Source organism: Nocardioides segetis (assembly GCF_051390595.1).
Taxonomy (GTDB): Bacteria; Actinomycetota; Actinomycetes; order Propionibacteriales; family Nocardioidaceae; genus Nocardioides.
Genome location: NZ_JBNINR010000001.1, coordinates 633,531 through 652,515, shown reverse-complemented (window position 1 = coordinate 652,515; position 18,985 = coordinate 633,531). Strand labels below are relative to the sequence as shown.

Below are 18,985 nucleotides of genomic sequence, written 5' to 3'. Positions count from 1 at the left end.
GTGGCCATGCGCGCCTGGCAGATGACGGGCACCGGTGAGCCCCTGCGCCTGACCGAGCTGCCCGAGCCGGTCGCGGGCCCGGGCGAGGTGCTGGTGGCCGTGCGTGCCGCCGGCCTGTGCCACACCGACGTCGGCATCCTCCACGACGCCGCCTGGACCGAGCGGGTCGGCCCGTTCCCACTGACGCTCGGGCACGAGATCGCCGGCGTCGTGGCGGCCCTCGGGGAGGGGGTCACCGGCTGGTCGGTCGGTGAGCGCGTCGCCGTGAACCCGGCCGGCACCACCCGACCGGGGCTCGGCCGCGACGGCGGCTACGGCCCGCTGACCGTCGCCGACCCCGCCGACCTCGTGCGGGTCCCCGACGGGCTGTCCGACGAGCTGGCCGCCGCGGGCACCGACGCCGGCCGGGCGCCGTACCGCGCGGTCGTCGTGCGCGGCGAGGTCGGCCCCGGCGACAAGGTCGGCATCATCGGCCTGGGCGGCCTGGGGCAGGTCGGCGCGCGGATCGCCGTCCTCCGGGGCGCGGAGGTGTACGCCGCGGAGCCCAAGCGCTCGCTGTGGCCGATGGCGCGCGAGCTCGGCGTGCGCGAGGTCGCGCCCGACATCCGCGACTTCGCCGACGTCGGCCTCGACGTGGTGGTCGACTTCGCCGGCTTCGGCACCACGACCGCCGGGGCGGTCGAGGTCGTGCGCGAGCACGGCCGCGTCGTCCAGGTCGGGATGGGCAGGCTCGAGTCGACCATCTCGACCAACGCCCTCATCCTCAAGCAGGTGACCCTGCTCGGCTCGCGCGGCGGGACGGTGGAGGACATCGCCGCCGTCTACGAGATGTTCGCCTCCGGCGACCTCTCCCCCGCGCTCGAGGTGATCGGCTTCGACGACATCCCCGGCGCGCTCGCCCGGCTGCACGCCGGCGAGGTGACCGGCCGGCTCGTCGCCCGCTACCCCTGAGGCCGCACCAGCGCCGGGTCACCGGCCAGGAAGCCGCCGTCGACGCCGTAGCACGAGCCGGTGACGAAGGCTGCGTCCGGCGAGGCGAGGAAGCGCACGACCGCGGCGACCTCGTCGACGTCGGCGAGCCGGCCCAGCGGATGCGCCTCCTCCAGGCGGTGGATCTCGTCCGGGGAGCGCCGTGAGCGCAGCAGCCCGGTGTCGACGAAGCCCGGCGCCACGGCGTTGACCCGGATCCCGTCGGCGGCGTACTCCAGGGCGGCCGAGCGGACCAGTCCGGTCAGGGCGTGCTTCGACGTCGCATAGGCGGCGGCGCCGGCGAAGCCGACCCCGCTGCCGACGGACGAGACCACGACGATGCTGCCGCCGGTCCCGAGCATCGCGCGCACCTGCTCGCGCAGGCACCGGAAGGTCCCGTGCAGGTTGACGTCGACGACCCGCTCCCAGGCGGCGTCGTCGTACTCGTGGAGCCGGGCGGCCGGTCCGCCGACGGCCGCCAGGTTGACGGCCACGTCGAGCCCGCCGACCAGCTCCGCGGCCCGCGCGACACCGGCCCGGACCTGCGTGGGCGAGGTGACGTCGAGTCCGACGGCGCCGGCCGCGCCGGTCGCCGCGGCCACCTCCGCGGCGGCGTCCGCGTCGAGGTCGGCGACCACGACCGCCGCCCCGTCGCGCACCAGCGAGGCCACGCAGGCAGCGCCGATCGCGCCGGCGCCGCCGACCACGAGGGCGCCCCTCCGGTGCGTCACGGCGCCGTGGCGAGCAGGTCGGCGAGGGCGTAGGCCTGACGGGTGGCGAAGGAGAGGCGGCGCGGCGCGTAGGCGTCGCCGAGCAGGTGGAGCTCGGGGACGCGGCCGACGAGCTCGGCGTGCAGGGAGGCGTCGCTGTCGGCGCCGCAGGCCAGCACGACCGAGTCGAAGCCGTCGAGCGCCGCGTCGGCGAACGTGTAGACGTGGCGCACGTCCACCCCGTCCGCGCGGATCGCGCGCACCTCCTCCAGCTGCCGGAACGCGACCCCCCGGCCGTGGAGACGGGCCAGGATGCCGCCGAGGATGTACCTGCCGAGCAGTTGCCCGGGCTGGGCGGCGCCGTAGACGAGGGTGACGTCGTGCCCCCGGCCGGCGAGCAGGTCGGCCACGGTGAGCGGCGGCAGGTGGTCGTCGCGCGCGACGACCAGGACCCGGTGCCCGACGGTCACGACCCCGTCGAGGACGTCGGCCGCGTCGAGCACGTGCGGCAGGTCGACGCCGGGGATCGCCGGGCGGTGCGACCGGGCGCCCGTCGCCACGGCCACGACCTCGGCGCCCGCGGCGACGACCTCGTCGGCGCTCGCCCGGCGTCCCAGCTCGATGTCGACCCCGAGCCGCGCGAGCCGCGCGCCCTGCCAGGCGAGGTAGTCGGCGTACCGCTCGAAGGTCGGCGCCTTGGCCGCCGTCGCCAGCTGCCCGCCGATGCGGTCGGCCGCCTCCCACAGGCGCACCCGGTGGCCGCTCTCCGCGGCGAGGGCGGCCAGCTCGAGGCCGGCCGGGCCCGCGCCGACGACCAGGAGGTCGCGGGGCCGTGCCGCGACGCCGAGCGCTCCCTCGCCCCAGCGTCCGTCCACCTCGGTCTTGACGTGCGGGTTGACGGCGCAGCCGAACGGCAGGCCCTCGGCGTACTGGCGGCTGATGCAGTCGTTGCCGCCGATGCACGGGCGGATCTCGACGGCGCGTCCCTCGCGCGCCTTGGTGAGGAGGTCGCGCTCGGCGAGGTAGGCGCGGGCCATCCCGACCACGTCGGCGTGGCCCGCGGCGAGCACCTGCTCGGCGACCTCGACCGTGGTCACCCGCCCGGCGTAGACGACCGGCAGCGCGACCGCCGCGCGCACGCGACCGGCGAGCTCGGCCCACTGCGCCGCGCCGTAGTACTGGGGCTGGATGTAGCTGGGATCCCCCCAGGGCGAGCCCACGACCGCGTGGAGGTAGTCGACGAGGCCGGTGGACTCGAGCAACTGGGCCACCTCGACGCCGCCGCTCTCGTCGTAGCCCTCCGGCATCTCCTCGCGCAGGTTGAACCGGACGCCCACCGTCAGCTCGCTGCCGACCGCGTCCCGTACGGCGCGCAGCGCCTCGACCGCGAACCGTGCCCGGTTCTCGAGCGGGCCCCCGTAGGCGTCGGTGCGATCGTTGGTCAACGGCGAGAGGAACCACTCGAGCATGTCGTCGTGGTTGAGGTGCAGCTCGATGCCGTCGAGCCCGGCCTCACGCGCACGTGTCGCGCTGAACCGGTACTCCTCGACGTACTCGGCGATGTCGGCGAGCGACATCACGTGCGGACGGTTGTTGGTGAGCGGCGAGCTGAGCACCCGGCCGGGCGACTGCGGAACGCCGCCGATGACGGTCAGCTGGCTGGTGACGACCGCGCCGGCGCGGTGGAGCCGGTGGGCGAGCTCCTGGACCCGCTCGACGTAGTTGGGCTGGCGGTAGTTGCCGATCGTCTCGGCGCCGTAGCCGCCGGTCTCGAAGCCGGGGATGACCGGGTTGCGCACCCGGCCGCGGACCCCGTCGATCCAGGAGGCGCCGTCGAGCGCGCGCGACTCCCAGTAGGCCATGTGGATCTCGGCCTCGGCCTCGGTGCCCCACAGGTTGCCGATGCCGGAGCCGTGCGGCGGCACCATCACCCGGTTGCGCAGGCGCATCGTGCCGATCGTGATCGGCGAGAAGACGTGCGGGAAGGCGGGAGCGGCGGTGGTCGTCACCGGGCGGCCTCCGCCGGCAGCTCCGCGGACACCTCCGCCGGCGTGCGGAGCATCAGTCCGGCACGCTTGCAGGTCATCACCACGACGTCGTCCTGGTTGTAGCCCCGGTGCTCGAACCACACGATGCCGGAGTCGTCGCGGCTCTGCGAGACCCGCTTGTCGAGGATCGTCGTCTCCCCGCGCAGGGTGTCGCCGTGGAACACCGGCGCGGGGAACCGCACCTCCTCGTAGCCCAGGTTGCCCAGCGTGGTGCCCATGGTCAGCTCGGGGACGTGGAACGCCCCGATGAGCGCGACCGTGAACAGGCTGTTGACCAGCGGGCGCCCGTGGATCGTGGTCTTCGCGTACTCCGCGTCGAGGTGGATCGGCGCGACGTTCATGGTCAGCGAGGTGAACAGCACGTTGTCCATCTCGGTGACGGTGCGGCGGAACGCGTGGCGGTAGACCCGCCCGATCTCGAACTCCTCGAAGTACAACCCGCGCATCAATAGCTCCTCGGAAGGCCGAGCACGTGCTCGGCGACGTAGTTGAGCACCATCTCCTGGCTGATCGGGGCGATCCGCATCAGCCGCGCCTCGCGGAAGTACCGCTCGACGTGGAACTCCTTGCTGTAGCCCATGCCGCCGTGCACCTGCAGCGCGACGTCGGCGGCGTAGAAGCCGGCCTCGGCGCACAGCCACTTGGCGTAGTTCGCCTCGGCGCCGCAGGGCCGCTGCCGGTCCACCAGCCAGGTCGCCTTCTGGAGCACGGCGTCGGCGGCCTCGATCCTGACCTTGGCCTCCGCGAGCTGGAAGGCGAGGCCCTGGTTCTGCCCGATCGGACGGCCGAAGACGACCCGCTCCCGGGCGTAGCGCACCCCGCGGCGCAGCGCGGCCTCGCCGATGCCGAGCATGGCGTTGGCGGCCACGACCCGCTCGGCGTTGAGGCCGGTGAGGATGACCTCGAACCCCCGCCCGACCTCGCCGACGACGTCCTCGTCGGCGACGAACAGGTCGTCGATGAAGAGCTCGTTGCTGTCGACGGAGTTGCGGCCCATCTTGGGAATGGCGCGGATCGTCACCCGGTCGCGGTCGACCGGCGCGAAGAAGACGGTCAGTCCGTCCGTACGGCGCGCGCACTGGTCCTTCGGGGTCGTGCGCGCCAGCAGCAGCATCCGCTCGGCCTGCTGGGCGTTGGAGATCCAGACCTTCTTCCCCGAGACCAGCCAGCCGCCGTCGACCTTGCGGGCATAGGTCGACAGGTTCGTGGTGTCGGTGCCGGCGTCGGGCTCGGTGACGGCGAACGAGATCTGCAGGTCGCCCTTCGGGACCCGGGGCAGGAAGCGCTGCTTCAGCTCCTCACTGCCGTGACGCAGGATCGGCTCGAACCCGAAGATCCCGATGTGCACCGCGCTGCAGCCGCCCATGCCCGCCCCGGACGCGGCGATCTCGCGCTCGACGATCGCGGCCTCGGTGACGCCCAGCCCGCCGCCGCCGTACTCCTCGGGGATGGTCAGGCCCAGCCAGCCGGCGTCGGTGACGGCGCGGTAGAAGTCCCAGGGGAACTCGTGCCGCTCGTCCCGCTCCGCCCAGTACTCGTCCGGGAAGCGCGCACAGAGGTCGCGCATCCCCTGCCTGATGTCGTCGTGGTCGGGATCGGGGTCGAAGTTCACGACGGCCGCCGATCGCCCATCGCGCCGTCCCAGAGGGCGTCGAAGTAGGGCTGCAGGTCGGGGACCCCCTGCGCGTACCAGGCCGGGAAGTCCTCGTACGACGTGCCGACCCCGTCGATCCCGAGGGCGTCGATGCGGCCGGCCCACTCCGTCTCGGCCTCCCGCGCGGCATCGACGAGCGCCTCACCGTCGGTCACCGCATCGGTGCCGGCCACCTCCTCCTCGACAGCGGCGTGGACGTCGGCGAGCCGCTCCACCACGTCCGCGTCGAAGGGCGTGAGCGCGCCGTCGGCGTCCAGCACGGCCCCGACGGCCGCCGCGGTGTTCTCCCATGCGCCCTCGAAGTTGGCCTGCAGGAGCACGTCGAGCCGGTCGTACATCAGCTGCTGCGCCGCGAGCGGCAGCTCGTTCCAGCGCGCCAGACTGATCGCGATGGTGCCGGCCGGGGCGTTGAAGCCCTCCTCCTCGGCGTAGGCCACGTGCGGTGCCGCGGGGATGAAGCCGCCCAGGGCAGCACCGGTGACGGTGCTGAAGGCGCAGTCGATGACGCCGCGCTGCAGGCCCTCGAACATCTCGGCGTAGCTGATCGACGTCGGCGTCAGGCCGAGCGCCTCGGCCTCACGGTTCTGGACCTTGCTCTGGCTCGCGACCCCCCGGCCGCTGAGCTCGTCGGTCGAGGCGCCCGGGTCGGTGCAGTAGGGCATGTAGGCCCCGGAGCCGAAGGCGGGCAGGAGCAGCTTCATGCCGTGCTTCTCGTACTCGCGGTCGACGTCGTCGGTGGCGGCCGCCAGGTCGAGCATGATCCCGTGCCACTGCAGCATCCAGTCGACCGGGGTCTGGCGGCCGAGGTGGCTGAGGTCCCCGAGGGCGTTGGCCGCCGGCAGGTCGTCGGGCACCAGGGCGGGCATGACCGAGCCGATGTCGAGCCGGCCGTCGGCCAGCGCGAGGTGCACCTCGTTGGGAGGCGCCATGCCGTTGGAGTAGGTGAACTCGAAGGTGATCTTGCCGCCCGACCACTCCTCGACGGCCGCGGCGTAGTCCTCGAAGCGTCGCCCGGTCGCCGACCCCTTCGGCCCGGTCGACTGGATGGCGAGCGTCACCGGCTCCATGTCGGCCAGCGCCTCCACGTACGCCGACCTGTCCGCGCCGTACTCGATGCTGCTGCCGCCGGCGTTGGTCTCCTCGGTCGCCGACGAGCCGGAGCACGCCGTGAGCGCGAGCGTCGCGGCGGCGAGACCGGCGAGCGCGGCGCCGCGGGAGCGCCACCCCTTCCGCAGACCTGTGAGCATGGGAGGCACCTTTCCTAGCGCTGATGATGGATATAATCCTTATCAGTGATTCGAATCACGCGCAAGGGGGGTCAGGCACCCGGTCGCGCGACGGCGCGACCCAGCACCTCGCCCGCGGCCAGGTGCGCGTAGGCGGCCTCGACGGCCTCCAGCCCGACCTCCTCGACCTCGACCCGCACCTCTCCGGCCGCGGCCAGGCCGAGCAGGCCGACCAGCTCGGGCCGGGTACCCCAGTACGGCAGGTCCGTACGCACCCCGAGCGGCAGGGCGTGCATGCCGACGGCCAGGCGACCGCTGCCGACGCCGACGATGGAGACGGTCCCGCCGACCGCGACCACCCCGGAGGCCAGGTCCAGGCTGGACGAGGACCCGACCAGGTCCAGCACGACATCGGCCCCGCGACCCTGGGTCAGCTCGCGCACCGTGCCGGCCAGCGACGGCCCGGGCGCGAGGACCTGGTGGGCTCCGCAGCGCGCCGCGAGCTCCCGCTTGGCGGGCAGCCGGTCGACGGCCAGCACCCGGCTGCCCGCACGTCGGGCGAGCTGGACGGCGACGTGCCCGAGACCGCCGACGCCGATGACGACGACGGTGGTCTCCTCCGGGGGCAGGCCGACGGACGCCACGGCCCGGTCGAGGGCGTGCAGGGCCGTCAGCCCGGCATCGGTGAGCGCGGCCGCCTGGGCCGCCGGCACGCCGGGAGCGGGCACCAGATGGTCGGCCTCGACGGCGACCAGCTCGGCGAGCGCGCCGGGCGCGCCGAGCCCCGGCGGCAGCCGCGGACCGGGCGCACGGCAGTAGTTCTCGGCTCCGCTCGCGCATCGGTGGCACCGACCGCAGCCGCGGGGCCCGTAGCCCACCACCGCCGCGCCGACCTCGATCCCGGCCCGCTCCGTGACACCGGGGCCGAGAGCCTCCACCGTGCCGGCCAGCTCGTGGCCCAGGACGACGGGCAGCGGGAACGGATGCTCGTCGGCCGACCGGCTCGCCAGGGTGAGGTCGGAGTGGCACAGGCCCGCCGCCGTCGTACGGACGACGACCTGGCCGGCCCCCGGCCGGGGATCGGGGAGGTCGGCCAGCCCCCACCCGTCACGGTCGAGGACGAAGGCCCTCATCGTCCCGGCGACTCTCCCCGCACGAGCCGCGCGTGCGCGAGCCAGTCCCGGGCCTTGTCGGCGTGGGCCAGGTCGACGTGCTGGCCCCGGAAGCGCACCGCACCCTCCCCGCGGGCGACCGCGGCGTCCACGGTGGCGACGAGCTCGGCGTAGTACGCGACCTCCTCGTCGGAGGGCGTGAAGACGTCGTTGACGACCGGCACGTGGCTGGGATGGATGGCGACCATCCCGCGGAAGCCGAGCTGGAAGCCGTAGTCGGCGAACTCGCGCAGGCCCTCGAGGTCGGCGAGGTCCTCCCACAGGGCGGTCAGCGGGTGCAGGCCGTACTGCCGGCAGGCCAGCAGGATGCGGCTGCGCAGGTAGAGCGTCTCCGATCCTTCCCGCGACTGTCGGAAGCCCACGGCCCGGGCGATGTCGGCGTGCTCGGAGGTCGGGCCGATCATGGCTCCGACACGGGGCGAGGCGGCCGCGATCTCGAAGCAGTTGGTGATCGCGTCGACCATCTCGACCGGGACGATCATCTCCAGGCCCTCGGCGCCGTTGCGCGCCTCGAACCAGTCGATGAGGGTCTCCCAGCGCAGGACGTCGGTGGCGTCCTTGATCTTCGGCGCGAAGACCCCGTCGAGCTCGGGGCACACGACCGCCTCGAGGTCCGCGCCGGCGAGCCGGGTCGCGAGCCCGTTGGGCCGGACGAAGAGGCCGACCTCGGGGCGCTCGGCACGCAGCTTCGGCAGGGTCTCGCGGACCGTCGCCCGCGCTCCCGGCTTGAGGTCCTGCGGGACGGAGTCCTCGAGGTCGAGGACCACGCAGTCGGCTCCCGACGCCAGCGCCTTGAAGGCCCACTCCGGCTTGTGCGCCGGGACGAAGAGGACGGTGCGGTAGGGATGCACGGCTCAGCCCTCGCGGTCGTAGGTGTCGTCGGTGACGCCGAGCGCCCGCAGCTTGGCCTTCTGCACCCGCTGGGACGGGGTCTTCGGCAGCTCGTCCACGAACCGGAGGAAGCGCGGCACCGCGAACGACGGGATCCGGCCGTCGCAGTGGGTCCACAGCTCCTCGGGCGTCGGCGGCGGGACGTCGCCGCCCGTGATCACGTAGGCCATCACCTCGTCCTCGCCCGCCTCGCTCGAGGCGGGCACCGCGATGACCGCGCACTCGACGACGGCCGGGTGGGCGAGGATCGACGTCTCGATCTCGTAGGAGCTGATGTTCTCGCCGCGCCGGCGCAGCGCGTCCTTGAACCGGTCGACGAAGTAGAACCAGCCGTCCTCGTCGCGGCGCAGGGCGTCACCGGTGTGGAACCAGAGGTTGCGCCACGCCTCGACCGTCTTGTCCGGCATGTTGAAGTAGCCCATCGAGCAGATGAAGGGCACCTTCGGCCGCACGACCAGCTCGCCGATCTCGCCGATGCCGACCTCCTCGTCGGTCTCCGGGTCGACGAGTCGCACGTCGAACCACTCGTCGGCGGCCAGCCCGGCCGCGCCGGCCGGACGGGCCTCGCCGTACGGCGAGATGATCGGTGCCGAGGTCTCGGTGAGGCCGAAGACCTCGACGAAGGCCTCGATGCCGTACCGCTCCTTCATCGGGTCGACGAGGGTGGCGGCGGTCGGGGCCGCGAACACCACGCGCAGCGGGTTGTCGGCGTCGTCGTCGCGGCGCTCCTGCTTCCAGATGAAGTCCATCATCACGCCGATGAAGTTGGTGACCGTGACCCGGCCCTCGCGCAGCTGGTCGACCCAGCGGCTCGCGGAGAACCTGCTGCGGGTGACGAAGCGGGCACCGGCCACGAGCGTCGGGTAGGCCGCCATGAACTGGGCGTTGCCGTGGAAGAGCGGCGTGACCGACATCCACGCGTCGTCGGCCGTGAGCCGGACCAGCGAGACGCACTCGTCGGCGAAGAAGTACATCTGGGCGTGCGGCATCGCCACGCCCTTGCTGGGCCCGGTGGTGCCGGAGGTGAACAGCACCGAGGCGAGGTCCTGCGGGCGGACGTCGGGCAACGCGATGGTGCCGTCGACGACGCCCGGCGCCGCGGCGTCCTCGTCGAGCTCCTCGAAGGGCGCGGCCTCCCAGCCGGCCGAGCGCAGCGTGGCGAGCGCCTCGTCCCGGGACCCGGTGTCGATCACCCAGAACTTGCGGATCGACTTGGCGGCGTCCGGGATCGCGACGAAGCGCGCGGCGTACACGTCGTCGACGACGGCGAGGGTCGCCTCCACGGTGCTCACCTGGTGGGCGAGGAAGTCGTGCTCGTAGGCGGTGTTGATCGGCACCTCGACGAGGCCGGCGACCGCGGTGCCGACCCAGGTCCGGACGAACTGCGAGGAGTTCTGCGCGACGAGGACCACGCGGTCGCCGGGCTCGGCCCCGGCCGCGAGGAGGCTGCGGCCCACGCGCTCCGCGGCCGCGAGCGTCTCGGCGTAGGTCCAGGTGCGGCCCTCCTCGGGGCAGTCGAGCCAGACCGCCTCGGGCCGCTCGGCGGCGTGGTGGCGCAACACGGTCGGCAGCGCCCACTGGGCGCGGTCGCCGAAGGTGGGCTGGAGGTCGCGGTAGTGACGCAGGCTCACTGGTCGTCCTTCTCGGTCGGCTGGTGCTGGGCGCGCCGGGCGGCGCGGAAGTCGGGCTTGCGCTTCTCGAGGAAGGCGTTGGCACCCTCGCGCATGTCCTCGCTGCCGATGGCCTGGATGAGCATCCCGAGCCCGGCGGACATGTTGTCCTTCGAGGCGTTCCACCACTGGTTGGAGCTGATCTTGGCGATCTCGAGGTAGCGCGGGCTGAGCCGCTCGATCTCGTCGAGCCACCGCTCGACCGCCGCCTCCAGGCCGCCGTCGGGGACGACCTCGTTGACCAGTCCCATGGCGAGCGCCTGCTCGGCGGAGTAGCGCCGGCACATCATCGCCATCTCCTTGGCGCGCTTCTCGCCGATCTGCACCGCCATCAGGTTGGTGGCGCCGAGCACCGGCGCGGAGCCCACGCGGGGCCCGGTCTGGCCGAACGTCGAGCGCTCGGTGGCGATCGCGAAGTCGCACGCGACGACGAGCTCGTTGCCCCCGCCGGCGGCCGGGCCGTCGACGGCGGCGATGACCGGCCGCGGGCACGAGCGGATGGCATCGACCAGGCGCAGCGAGCCCGTGAAGAGCGCACGCAGCTGCTCCGGGTCCGGCTCCCCGAGCTGGTCGAGCGCGCCGCCGGCGCAGAACGCACCACCGGCCCCGGTGAGCACGACCGCGTCGGCGGACGCCGCGTCCTCGAAGGCGGCGATCAGCGTGCGCGCCATGTCGAGGTCGTAGGCGTTGAGCCGCTCGGGACGGTTGATCGTGATCCACCGGACATTGTCGTGGGGACCTCGGGTCTCGACGTCGATCGCGGCCACTCTTCCTCCTCCTCGGACGTCAATCCATGGTTTTGATGATCAACAATCTACGGTAGCGTCCGTCACAGAGGCAAGAGAGAGGACGATCGACGTGAAGGCTGCGGTACTGCACGGGTTCGACCAGCGGGTCGTGCTCGAGGACGTACGGGTGGAGGCTCCCCTCGCGGGCGAGGTGCGGATCCGTACGGCGGCCACCGGCATCTGCCACTCCGACCGGCACGGCCAGACCGGCGGGAACCCGGCGCTCGGCCTGCCCACGGTGCTCGGCCACGAGGCCGCGGGCGTCGTCGTCGAGGTCGGCCGCGACGTCGCGGGCCTCGCTCCCGGCGACCACGTCGTGGTCGCGCCGGCGGGCTCCTGCGGGACCTGCGCCTGGTGCAGCCAGGGCCACCCCCAGCACTGCACCGACCTGCGTCGCACCCGCACCGACGGCTCGCCCCGGCTCACGCTCGACGGCCGCGCGGTGACCCAGTTCGTCGGCATCGGCAGCTTCGCCGAGGAGATGCTGCTGCAGGCGTCCAGCGTCGCCAAGGTGCCCGCCGCGATGCCCCTCGACAAGGCGGCGCTGCTCGGCTGCGCCGTGATCACCGGCCTCGGCGCGGTGCGCCACAGCGCCGCCGTCCGCGTCGGCCAGACCGTCGCCGTCGTCGGGTGCGGGGGCGTCGGGCTCAGCGCGGTGCAGGGCGCCGCACTCGCGGGCGCGTCGCGCATCGTGGCGATCGACCGGATGCCCGAGAAGCTCGACCTCGCCCGCCGGATGGGTGCCACCGACGTCGTCGACGCCGCCACGACCGACCCGGTCGCCGCCGTCCTCGACCTCACCGGCGGCGTCGACCACGCGCTGGAGATGGTCGGCCTGCCCACGACGATCGCCCAGGCGTTCGCCATGCTGGGCACGCGCGGCACCGCCACCGTCGTCGGGCTCGCCCGGCCCGGCGACACGATCAGCCTGCCGGCCACGGACCTGCTCGCGGAGAAGCGGCTCCAGGGCTCCCGGCTCGGCGGCACGCAGCTGCGGGTCGACGTACCTCTCTATGCCGAGATGTACCTCTCCGGCCGCCTCGACCTCGACGCGCTCCAGGGCGCCACGGTCTCCCTCGACGGGCTCGGCGCGGCGCTCGACGACATCGACAACGCCGCCACCGCGCGGACCATCGTCACCTTCTGACCGGGCGGACGGGCAGCTGTAACTATCTGTTCGTGTCACTTCCAGACCCGTCTACGGATGCGGTAGTGACATGAACAGATAGTTACAGCCGCGCACGGCCGCCCAGTGGCGCTCAGCCCACGAGCCGGCCGACCGGCAGGTGCTCGCTCCCTTCGGGCTGGACGAAGTAGACCACGACGGGCGCGCCGACGCGCAGGCCCGACCGGTCGGTGACCTCGGGCAGCAGGAGGGTGAGCCAGGGCCCCTCCTCGGTCTCGACGATGCCGATCACCGTGTCGACCGCGGGCTGGTCGTCGCGCGGGCGGCCGGGCTTGACCGTCCACGACACGAGGGAGCCGCGGCCGGAGGCCTCGCGCCACTCGAGGTCGGCCGCCTGCGTGAGCGAGCAGACCATCGCGGCCGGCTCCGACCACGCCCCGCTCGACGGGGAGTAGCGCAGCAGCAGGCGCCCCTCGGCGGAGGCCTCGAAGAAGGGGGCGGAGAAGTCGTCGCGGACGACGGGGGCCAAGGAGGGGGCCGCGGAGGGCGCCTGGGACATCGGGGTCACCTCGTCTTCGGGTGGGGGCTGAGGATCAGGGTGGAGTGGAAGTCGAGGACGCCGCCGTTGCCGCTGACCATGACCAGGTCGTGGTCGGCGACCTGACGCTCGCCGCCCTGGCCGCGGGCCTGGATGACCGCCTCGGAGAGGGGGGTCATCCCCCACATGTAGAACGACGACAGCTCGCCGCCGCCGGTGTTGGTCGGGTGCGAGCCGCCGGGCGCGATCGCGCCGCTGGCGACGAACTCGCCGCCCTCGCCCTTGGCGCAGAAGCCGTAGTCCTCCAGCGTGATGAGCGTGGTGTAGGTGAAGCAGTCGTAGAGCTCGCGAACGCCGATCTCCTCGACGCCGACGCCCGCCATCGTGAGCGCGTCGGCACCCGACTGCGCGGCGCCGGTGACGAGGCCGAACTCGCTGTCGCGGCGGTTGACGTAGCCCGGGTGGCCCTGGCCCCAGCCCCACACGTGCACGGGCGGCTGCCGCAGCGTGGCCGCGCGCTCGGCGCTGGTGACGATGATCGCCACCGCGCCGTTGCTGACCAGGCAGCAGTCGAGCAGCCGCAGCGGGTCGGCGATCATCCGGGACGACTGGTGGTCCTCGAGCGTCATCGGCTCCCGCATCTGCGCCGCCGGGTTCATGGCCGCCCACTGGCGCGCCGCCACGGCGACGGCACCGAGCTGCTCGCTCGTGGTGCCGTAGGTCTCCATGTGCCGTCGCGCGGCGACGGCGTACCGCTCCGGCGCGGCCTTGAGCCCGGCCGCGAACGGCAGCGAGCCGACGCCCTCCATCGCCCGCGCCTGGCCGGGGTACGCCGCGCCGGCGCGCTTGCCCTCCTTCAGCGGCGCGTCGGCGTACACGCAGGCGACGACCTCGGCCATGCCGGCGTCGATCGCCATCGCGGCGTACTGCACCATCTGGCCGGCGGACGAGCCGAAGCCCTGGATGGTCGCCAGGAGACGGGTGTGCCGCATCTGCAGGCTCGACTGCAGCCGCAGGTCGGTGTCGTTCTTGACGCCGGGGTTGACGTAGAGGCCGTCGATGTCGGCGAGGCCGAGCCCGGCGTCCTCGGCGGCGCGGCTGATCGCCTCGACCGCGAGCTGGGTCGGGGTGCGGCCGTAGATCTTGCCCATCTCGGTCATGCCGAGTCCGGCGATGGCGGCGGTCACGGTGTCTCCTGTCCGGTGGTGCTGCTGCTGACGCTGGTGGTGGTCGCGCCGGTGCCGGCGTGCGCGTCCGTACGGCGCGGCAGCACCACCTCGACGACGCCGGGCCCGACGCTGACGCCGGAGCGGTTCTCGCAGTGGATGGCGATCTCCACGACGCCGACCTCGCCCTCGAGTCGGGTGGCCGCGACCTCGGCGACGACGCGGAGCGTGTCGCCGGCGTAGTTGAAGCTGCGCATCCGGAAGCCGCGGATGCCGCGGATCCGGCCCGCGAGCCCCATCCAGTCGCGCACGCTGCGCTCCCAGGCGCTCATCAGGAAGGAGGTGTTGGCGTACATCTCCTCCGCGCCGGTCGCCCGGGCGTACTCGGTGTTGTGGTGGATGGAGTTGAAGTCGCGGTTGCTCCCGGCAGCCATCACGAGGCGGTAGACGGTCAGCGGCAGCTCGACGACGGGCAGCCGCTCGCCGACGGCGACGTCCTCGAACCGGCGGCCCTCCAGCAGTGGGGTCTCGGCGCTCACGAGGCGTCCTCCTTCCCGGCGGCCTTCGGGTGCGGGATGTAGGCGTAGGTGCCGATCCGGATCCGGCCGACGACCTCGAGCTCCTCGGTGACGACCTCGCTCTCCCAGGTCATGAAGGCGCCCCGACCGACGGCGGTCTCCTTGGGCTTGCAGCTCAGGAGGGTCTTTCCGCGCCGCCCGATCCGCTCCCCGGCGACCACGTCGCGCAGGAAGTCGACCTCGATGTCGGTGCCGAAGAAGCCGGTGGTGCGCGGCCCGAGGGTCATGTCCGCGTTGTTGATCGCGCTGTGCACGGGCTGGGCGTCCCGGTCGGCGCTGTCGAAAAGCACCTGGCCGGGCTGCCACGCGGCGGGGATCGTCCACGCGATGACGCCGGTCGCCGGCATGGTCACGTCGGCGTGTCCGGCCGCGCGGGCGACCTCCGGGTCGGTGTGCAGGGCGCAGTCGAGCTCGAGCGGCTCGAGGTAGCGGCGGATGGCGCCGCGCTCGACGGCGTCGCCGCCCCAGGTGACCGCGCCCTCGGCGAAGTCCCTGCCGATCGCGTCGATCACCGGCCGCCAGTCGGCCTGCCAGTCCTGTTCGGTGTCCGCCGGCGCGGTCATCGCAGGATCCCTCCTTCGGTGAGTACGGCGACCCGCTCGGCGTCGTAGCCGAGGATCTCCGTGAGGATCTCTTCGTTGTGCTGGCCCAGCGTCGGCGCGGCGCTGCGCGGACGTCCGGGGGTCTCGGAGAGCGCGTAGCGCGGTCCCTCGACCCAGGTGGTGCCGTGCCGCTGGTGCGGCAGCTCCACGAGGTGCTGCCGGTGCGCGAGCTGGTCGTCGTCCGGGTAGTCGTCGCTGGTGACGGCCAGGTGCGCGGGGACGCCGAGGGACTGCAGCGTCCGCTCGACCTCCGTGGCGTGCCGGCCGGCCGTCCAGTCGGCGACGGCCCCCTCGAGCTCGTCCTGCGCGGCCCGCCGGCCCTCGTCGGTCGCCAGGTCGGAGCGGTCGGCGAGGTCGGGGCGATCCATCGCCCGCGCCAGGGCGCGCCACTCCTGGTCGCTGCGCACGGCGACCGCCACGAAGCGGTCCTTGCCGTCGACCGGCAGGCAGGGGAAGACTCCGTGCGGGGCGAACCGGGGGTCCCGGTTGCCGTGCCGCTCGGCGATCGTGCCGTCGTACCCGAACTGCGCGACCTGGGGCGAGAGGAAGAAGACGCCCGCCTCGACCTGGGACACGTCGATGTAGGCGCCCTCGCCGGTCCGGCGCCGGTTCTCCAGGGCGGCGAGGAGCGTCACCAGCGCGAGCCGCGGCCCCACGTAGTCGGTGTAGGGCCCGAAGGTCCCCATCGGCAGCCGGTCCTCGTAGCCGACGAGGTGCTGGAAGCCGCTGAGGGAGGAGCCGACGTTGCCGAAGCCGGCGAGCGTGGACCACGGGCCGCGCTGCCCGGCGATCGAGGTGCTGAGCATGACCAGGTCGGGCTTGTCGGCGCTCAGCGTCTCGTAGTCGAGACCCCACTTCCGCAGCTGACCCGGCGAGAAGGACTCGACGACGACGTCGGCCCAGGCCACCAGGTCGCGCACGACCTCCTGGCCCTGCGCCGCCTTGAGGTCGAGGGTGAGGCCGAGCTTGCCGGCGTTGCAGTTGCCGAAGAGGGCGGAGCCCTCCTTGTCCTGCACGCCGCCGTGGAAGGGCTGCATGAGGCGGGCGGTCTCGACCCGCACGCTGGACTCGACCCGGACCACCGTGGCGCCGAAGTCGGCGAGGGTACGGCCGATGAGCGGGCCCGCGACCACCCAGGACAGGTCGAGGACCTTCAGGCCGGCCAGTGCGTCGGTCGTCATCGCAGCCATTCCTTCAGTACGACGTCGGTGTGCTCACCCAGCAGCGGCGCGCGGCCGCGCACCCGCGGCCCCTCCGGACCGAGCACCTGGGCCATCCGGCCGGGGATCCGGACGTCGACGGACCCGATGTCGACCTGCCCCCAGAACGAGCGCTCCGCCAGGTGCGGGCTGCCCGCGATGTCGGCCATGTCGAAGATCGCCATGCACAGCAGCCGCCGGCCGATGGCGGCCTCGAGGACCTCCGCCTTCGTCTTGGTCAGCAGGAAGGTGCGCACGGCGGCGCGAGCCACGTCGAGGTCGTCGTGGGACAGCTCCCCCGAGACGAGCCGGTCGGGCACGACGCGCCAGTCCCACGAGGCGACCGGCTCCGCCACGGCGCCCTCGTCCCTCATCCAGCCGAAGAGGTTGTTGGTGAAGGCGCCGGCGGCCGGACCCATGGACAGGTGCAGCTCGACCATGCCGTCGCGGCAGTGCCACTTCTTCAGGCTGTTGGGCGTGGCGGCGCCGCTGCCGCTCTGGTCGGTGCGGCCACCGGTACGCCGGCCGGGCGTGGTCTGCCACTCCGGGTGGTCGTCGCCGACCGCGGTCGCGAGGACGCGGGCGAGGGTCGCCACGCCCACCGCCTCCTGGGCGGTGACGTCGACGACCTGGCCGCGCCCGGTCGCTCCGCGCGCCAGGACCGCGATCAGGGTGCCGGCCGCGGCGTCGGCCGAGGCGTGCAGATAGGCCTGCGGCACGCTGATCCGCAGGGGCGGGAGGTCGCCGTCGCGGTGGGGAGCGAGCGGCCCGCCGGCGGCCCACACGACGAGGTCGGTGTCGGCGTACCCCGCCTTGGGGCCGTCCCACCCGAAGGCGCTCACGACCGTGTAGACGAGCTCGGGCCGGTCCCGGCGCAGGCGCTCCGGGTCAAGGCCGAGAGCCTCCAGCCGCTCCCGCGGCCACGAGGTCACGACGATGTCGGCGACGCCGGCGAGCCGGCGCAGCCGCGCGACCGCCTCGGGGTCGTCGAGGTCGAAGGCCGCGCCGCGCTTCCCGGCGGCGAAGGTCTCCCAGTACATCGAGCTCGCGGCGGCGCCGGCGGCCACCGGCGGAGCCTGGCGGGCGGTGGAGCCGGCCGCCGGCTCGACCTGGACCACGTCGGCGCCGAGGTCGGCGAGCAGCCGCCCGCACAGCAGGCCCCGCTCGTCGGTGAGGTCCAGGACGCGGAGGTGCTCAAGCATCGGCGGGCGCTGCCTCCGTGACCCTGATCGCGCCCTCCGGGCAGGCGTCGGCGGCGTCCTGGGCCTGGCCGACGAGGTCGGCCGGCAGCTCCCAGCAGCGGCCGCGCTCGGCAACGAACCCCTCGTCGTCGTCGGTCAGCAGGTCGGGCGCGACGGCGTAGCAGCGCCCGTGCCCCATGCACTTGCTCTCGTCGATGGCGATGAACATGGCTCAGACGTCCCACTCGAGCGGGAGGGAGGACATGCTCAGCTGGACGCCGCGCTCCATGAGCTCGGTGCCCTCCTTGATGCGGTACTCCGGGATGCGCTGGTGCCACTCCTCCAGCACGACCTTCAGCTCCAGGCGGGCCAGGTGCATGCCGAGGCAGCGGTGCGGGCCGCCGCCGAAGGCGAGGTGCTGGTTGGCGTTGTGGCGCGCGACGTCGAACCGGTCGGGGTTCTCGAACTTCCGGGGGTCGCGGTTGGCCTGCGCGATGCCGAGCCAGACCACGTCGCCCTTCTCGAGCTCGAGGCCGTTGAAGTCCTGCGGCTCCTGCACCTCGCGGCCGGCCTGGAAGACGAGGGGGTAGAGGCGGAGGAACTCCTCGACCGCCTTGGGGATCAGCGTCGGGTCGTCGATGATCGCCTGCCGGTCGGCGTCGTGCTGGGCGAGGTGGGCGTAGATGTAGCCGAGGGCGCTGCGGGTGGTGTCCAGCCCGGCGAGCATCAGCGTGAGGCAGATCGTGAGGATCTCGTCCTGCGTGAGCTCCTCCTCGTCGATGCGCGCCTGCACGAGCCGGGAGACCATGTCCTCCTTGGGGTCGCGCGGGTTCGCGCGCCGCTCGTTCACCGCCTCGTCGAAGTACTTCATGATGCTGGCCTTCGCGGCCTCGGCCCGGCTCGGGTCGCCGGCCAGCAGCGCGCCGAAGTAGTCGTCGGACCACTCGAGGAACTGCTCGCCGTCGCTGACCGGCAGGCCGAGCAGCGCGAGGAACATGTCGGTCGGATAGCGGATCGCGAACTCCTTGACGAAGTCGCAGCTGCCCGACGCCTTCATCTCCTCGATCAGCTCGATGCACCGCTGCTTGGCCATCGGCTCCATGCGCCGCACGGCGGCGGGCGCGAAGAACTGGTTGAGGATCCGGCGCAGCTTGACGTGGGGCTGGCCGTTCAGGTCCTGCGGCAGGAGGGCCTCGTTGCTCGAGTCGGGCCGGATCGCGGAGCGGACCGCCGTCGTCCAGGTCTCGTGCTGCTGGAACCCCTCCTGCACGTCGTCGTAGCGCTGCAGCATGAAGAAGCCGCGCTCGGTGGTGTCGTTGTAGAGGAAGCGGGCCTCCTCGCGGTCCGCGTCGAGCAGGCCGTAGTGACTGAGGATCGGGGCGTGACCGGTGTAGTCGGTGTGGCTCACCGGGCAGCCGCGGCGGGTCTCGGTCATGGCAGGAGGTGCCTTCCTTTCGAAGGGTTGCG

19 protein-coding genes are annotated in these 18,985 nt (G+C 73.1%); 2 read left to right on the top strand and 17 right to left on the bottom strand.

The window, feature by feature from the left end; genetic code table 11:
- Nucleotides 1-6: 6 nt before the first annotated feature.
- Nucleotides 7-951 carry a zinc-binding dehydrogenase gene (locus ACPZVR_RS02940; RefSeq protein WP_436698066.1) on the top strand — a complete coding sequence of 315 codons (945 nt, stop codon included), beginning with the start codon at nucleotides 7-9 and terminating at the stop codon, nucleotides 949-951.
- Here the strand turns inward: ACPZVR_RS02940 and ACPZVR_RS02935 are convergent.
- From ACPZVR_RS02935 to ACPZVR_RS02895, 9 genes are all read right to left on the bottom strand, one after another.
- On the bottom strand, nucleotides 942-1,700 hold the full coding sequence (locus tag ACPZVR_RS02935) for an SDR family NAD(P)-dependent oxidoreductase (RefSeq protein ID WP_436698065.1): 759 nt from the start codon (nucleotides 1,698-1,700) through the stop codon (nucleotides 942-944). The genes ACPZVR_RS02940 and ACPZVR_RS02935 overlap by 10 nt on opposite strands.
- Entirely contained in the window at nucleotides 1,697-3,688 is a 1,992-nt protein-coding gene (locus ACPZVR_RS02930; RefSeq protein WP_436698064.1) for an oxidoreductase, read from the bottom strand. The genes ACPZVR_RS02935 and ACPZVR_RS02930 overlap by 4 nt, the downstream gene beginning before the upstream one ends.
- Nucleotides 3,685-4,173, bottom strand: a complete 489-nt coding sequence (locus ACPZVR_RS02925) for a MaoC family dehydratase (protein WP_436698063.1) — start codon at nucleotides 4,171-4,173, stop codon at nucleotides 3,685-3,687. Before ACPZVR_RS02925 ends, ACPZVR_RS02930 begins: the two co-directional genes overlap by 4 nt.
- Nucleotides 4,173-5,339, bottom strand: coding sequence for an acyl-CoA dehydrogenase family protein (locus tag ACPZVR_RS02920; protein WP_436698062.1), 1,167 nt, complete (start codon nucleotides 5,337-5,339; stop codon nucleotides 4,173-4,175). Before ACPZVR_RS02920 ends, ACPZVR_RS02925 begins: the two co-directional genes overlap by 1 nt.
- The gene (locus ACPZVR_RS02915; RefSeq protein ID WP_436698061.1) at nucleotides 5,336-6,628 is read right to left on the bottom strand and encodes a type 2 periplasmic-binding domain-containing protein; all 1,293 of its coding nucleotides are present in this window, start codon (nucleotides 6,626-6,628) and stop codon (nucleotides 5,336-5,338) included. The genes ACPZVR_RS02920 and ACPZVR_RS02915 overlap by 4 nt, the downstream gene beginning before the upstream one ends.
- Nucleotides 6,629-6,699: 71 nt before the next feature.
- Nucleotides 6,700-7,740, bottom strand: a complete 1,041-nt coding sequence (locus tag ACPZVR_RS02910) for an alcohol dehydrogenase catalytic domain-containing protein (RefSeq protein WP_436698060.1) — start codon at nucleotides 7,738-7,740, stop codon at nucleotides 6,700-6,702.
- A complete protein-coding gene (locus ACPZVR_RS02905) occupies nucleotides 7,737-8,630 on the bottom strand; it encodes an HpcH/HpaI aldolase/citrate lyase family protein (RefSeq protein WP_436698059.1) in 894 nt (297 codons plus the stop codon). Before ACPZVR_RS02905 ends, ACPZVR_RS02910 begins: the two co-directional genes overlap by 4 nt.
- Nucleotides 8,631-8,633: 3 nt before the next feature.
- Complete coding sequence (locus ACPZVR_RS02900) at nucleotides 8,634-10,301, bottom strand: AMP-binding protein (RefSeq protein WP_436698058.1); 1,668 nt, start codon at nucleotides 10,299-10,301, stop codon at nucleotides 8,634-8,636.
- Nucleotides 10,298-11,107, bottom strand: coding sequence for an enoyl-CoA hydratase/isomerase family protein (locus tag ACPZVR_RS02895; protein WP_436698057.1), 810 nt, complete (start codon nucleotides 11,105-11,107; stop codon nucleotides 10,298-10,300). Before ACPZVR_RS02895 ends, ACPZVR_RS02900 begins: the two co-directional genes overlap by 4 nt.
- 91 nt (nucleotides 11,108-11,198) lie before the next feature.
- Between ACPZVR_RS02895 and ACPZVR_RS02890 the strand changes: the two genes are divergently transcribed.
- Nucleotides 11,199-12,275 carry a zinc-binding dehydrogenase gene (locus tag ACPZVR_RS02890; RefSeq protein WP_436698056.1) on the top strand — a complete coding sequence of 359 codons (1,077 nt, stop codon included), beginning with the start codon at nucleotides 11,199-11,201 and terminating at the stop codon, nucleotides 12,273-12,275.
- A 112-nt stretch (nucleotides 12,276-12,387) separates the two neighbouring features.
- Here ACPZVR_RS02890 and ACPZVR_RS02885 read toward each other — a convergent pair whose 3' ends face one another.
- The 8 genes from ACPZVR_RS02885 to ACPZVR_RS02850 are packed head-to-tail and all read right to left on the bottom strand — an operon-like array spanning nucleotide 12,388 to nucleotide 18,953.
- Complete coding sequence (locus ACPZVR_RS02885; RefSeq protein ID WP_436698055.1) at nucleotides 12,388-12,813, bottom strand: Zn-ribbon domain-containing OB-fold protein; 426 nt, start codon at nucleotides 12,811-12,813, stop codon at nucleotides 12,388-12,390.
- Between the two features lie 5 nt (nucleotides 12,814-12,818).
- Entirely contained in the window at nucleotides 12,819-13,979 is a 1,161-nt protein-coding gene (locus ACPZVR_RS02880) for a thiolase family protein (RefSeq protein ID WP_436698054.1), read from the bottom strand.
- A complete protein-coding gene (locus tag ACPZVR_RS02875) occupies nucleotides 13,976-14,497 on the bottom strand; it encodes a hotdog family protein (protein ID WP_436698053.1) in 522 nt (173 codons plus the stop codon). The genes ACPZVR_RS02880 and ACPZVR_RS02875 overlap by 4 nt, the downstream gene beginning before the upstream one ends.
- Nucleotides 14,494-15,099 carry an FAS1-like dehydratase domain-containing protein gene (locus ACPZVR_RS02870; RefSeq protein WP_436698052.1) on the bottom strand — a complete coding sequence of 202 codons (606 nt, stop codon included), beginning with the start codon at nucleotides 15,097-15,099 and terminating at the stop codon, nucleotides 14,494-14,496. The genes ACPZVR_RS02875 and ACPZVR_RS02870 overlap by 4 nt, the downstream gene beginning before the upstream one ends.
- Entirely contained in the window at nucleotides 15,096-16,319 is a 1,224-nt protein-coding gene (locus ACPZVR_RS02865) for a CaiB/BaiF CoA transferase family protein (protein WP_436698051.1), read from the bottom strand. The genes ACPZVR_RS02870 and ACPZVR_RS02865 overlap by 4 nt, the downstream gene beginning before the upstream one ends.
- Entirely contained in the window at nucleotides 16,316-17,539 is a 1,224-nt protein-coding gene (locus tag ACPZVR_RS02860) for a CoA transferase (protein ID WP_436698050.1), read from the bottom strand. The genes ACPZVR_RS02865 and ACPZVR_RS02860 overlap by 4 nt, the downstream gene beginning before the upstream one ends.
- On the bottom strand, nucleotides 17,532-17,747 hold the full coding sequence (locus ACPZVR_RS02855) for a ferredoxin (RefSeq protein ID WP_282403026.1): 216 nt from the start codon (nucleotides 17,745-17,747) through the stop codon (nucleotides 17,532-17,534). Before ACPZVR_RS02855 ends, ACPZVR_RS02860 begins: the two co-directional genes overlap by 8 nt.
- A 3-nt stretch (nucleotides 17,748-17,750) precedes the next feature.
- Nucleotides 17,751-18,953, bottom strand: coding sequence for a cytochrome P450 (locus ACPZVR_RS02850; RefSeq protein WP_436698049.1), 1,203 nt, complete (start codon nucleotides 18,951-18,953; stop codon nucleotides 17,751-17,753).
- Nucleotides 18,954-18,985 lie beyond the last annotated feature (32 nt).

Bases quoted from the DNA above. Each gene is read 5' to 3' on its own strand.
- ACPZVR_RS02940 (WP_436698066.1), top strand. From the start codon at position 7: ATGCGCGCCTGGCAGATGACGGGCACCGGTGAGCCCCTGCGCCTGACC.
- ACPZVR_RS02925 (WP_436698063.1), bottom strand. From the start codon at position 4,173: ATGCGCGGGTTGTACTTCGAGGAGTTCGAGATCGGGCGGGTCTACCGC.
- ACPZVR_RS02915 (WP_436698061.1), bottom strand. From the start codon at position 6,628: ATGCTCACAGGTCTGCGGAAGGGGTGGCGCTCCCGCGGCGCCGCGCTC.
- ACPZVR_RS02910 (WP_436698060.1), bottom strand. From the start codon at position 7,740: ATGAGGGCCTTCGTCCTCGACCGTGACGGGTGGGGGCTGGCCGACCTC.
- ACPZVR_RS02885 (WP_436698055.1), bottom strand. From the start codon at position 12,813: ATGTCCCAGGCGCCCTCCGCGGCCCCCTCCTTGGCCCCCGTCGTCCGC.
- ACPZVR_RS02870 (WP_436698052.1), bottom strand. From the start codon at position 15,099: ATGACCGCGCCGGCGGACACCGAACAGGACTGGCAGGCCGACTGGCGG.
- ACPZVR_RS02865 (WP_436698051.1), bottom strand. From the start codon at position 16,319: ATGACGACCGACGCACTGGCCGGCCTGAAGGTCCTCGACCTGTCCTGG.
- ACPZVR_RS02860 (WP_436698050.1), bottom strand. From the start codon at position 17,539: ATGCTTGAGCACCTCCGCGTCCTGGACCTCACCGACGAGCGGGGCCTG.
- ACPZVR_RS02855 (WP_282403026.1), bottom strand. From the start codon at position 17,747: ATGTTCATCGCCATCGACGAGAGCAAGTGCATGGGGCACGGGCGCTGC.
- ACPZVR_RS02850 (WP_436698049.1), bottom strand. From the start codon at position 18,953: ATGACCGAGACCCGCCGCGGCTGCCCGGTGAGCCACACCGACTACACC.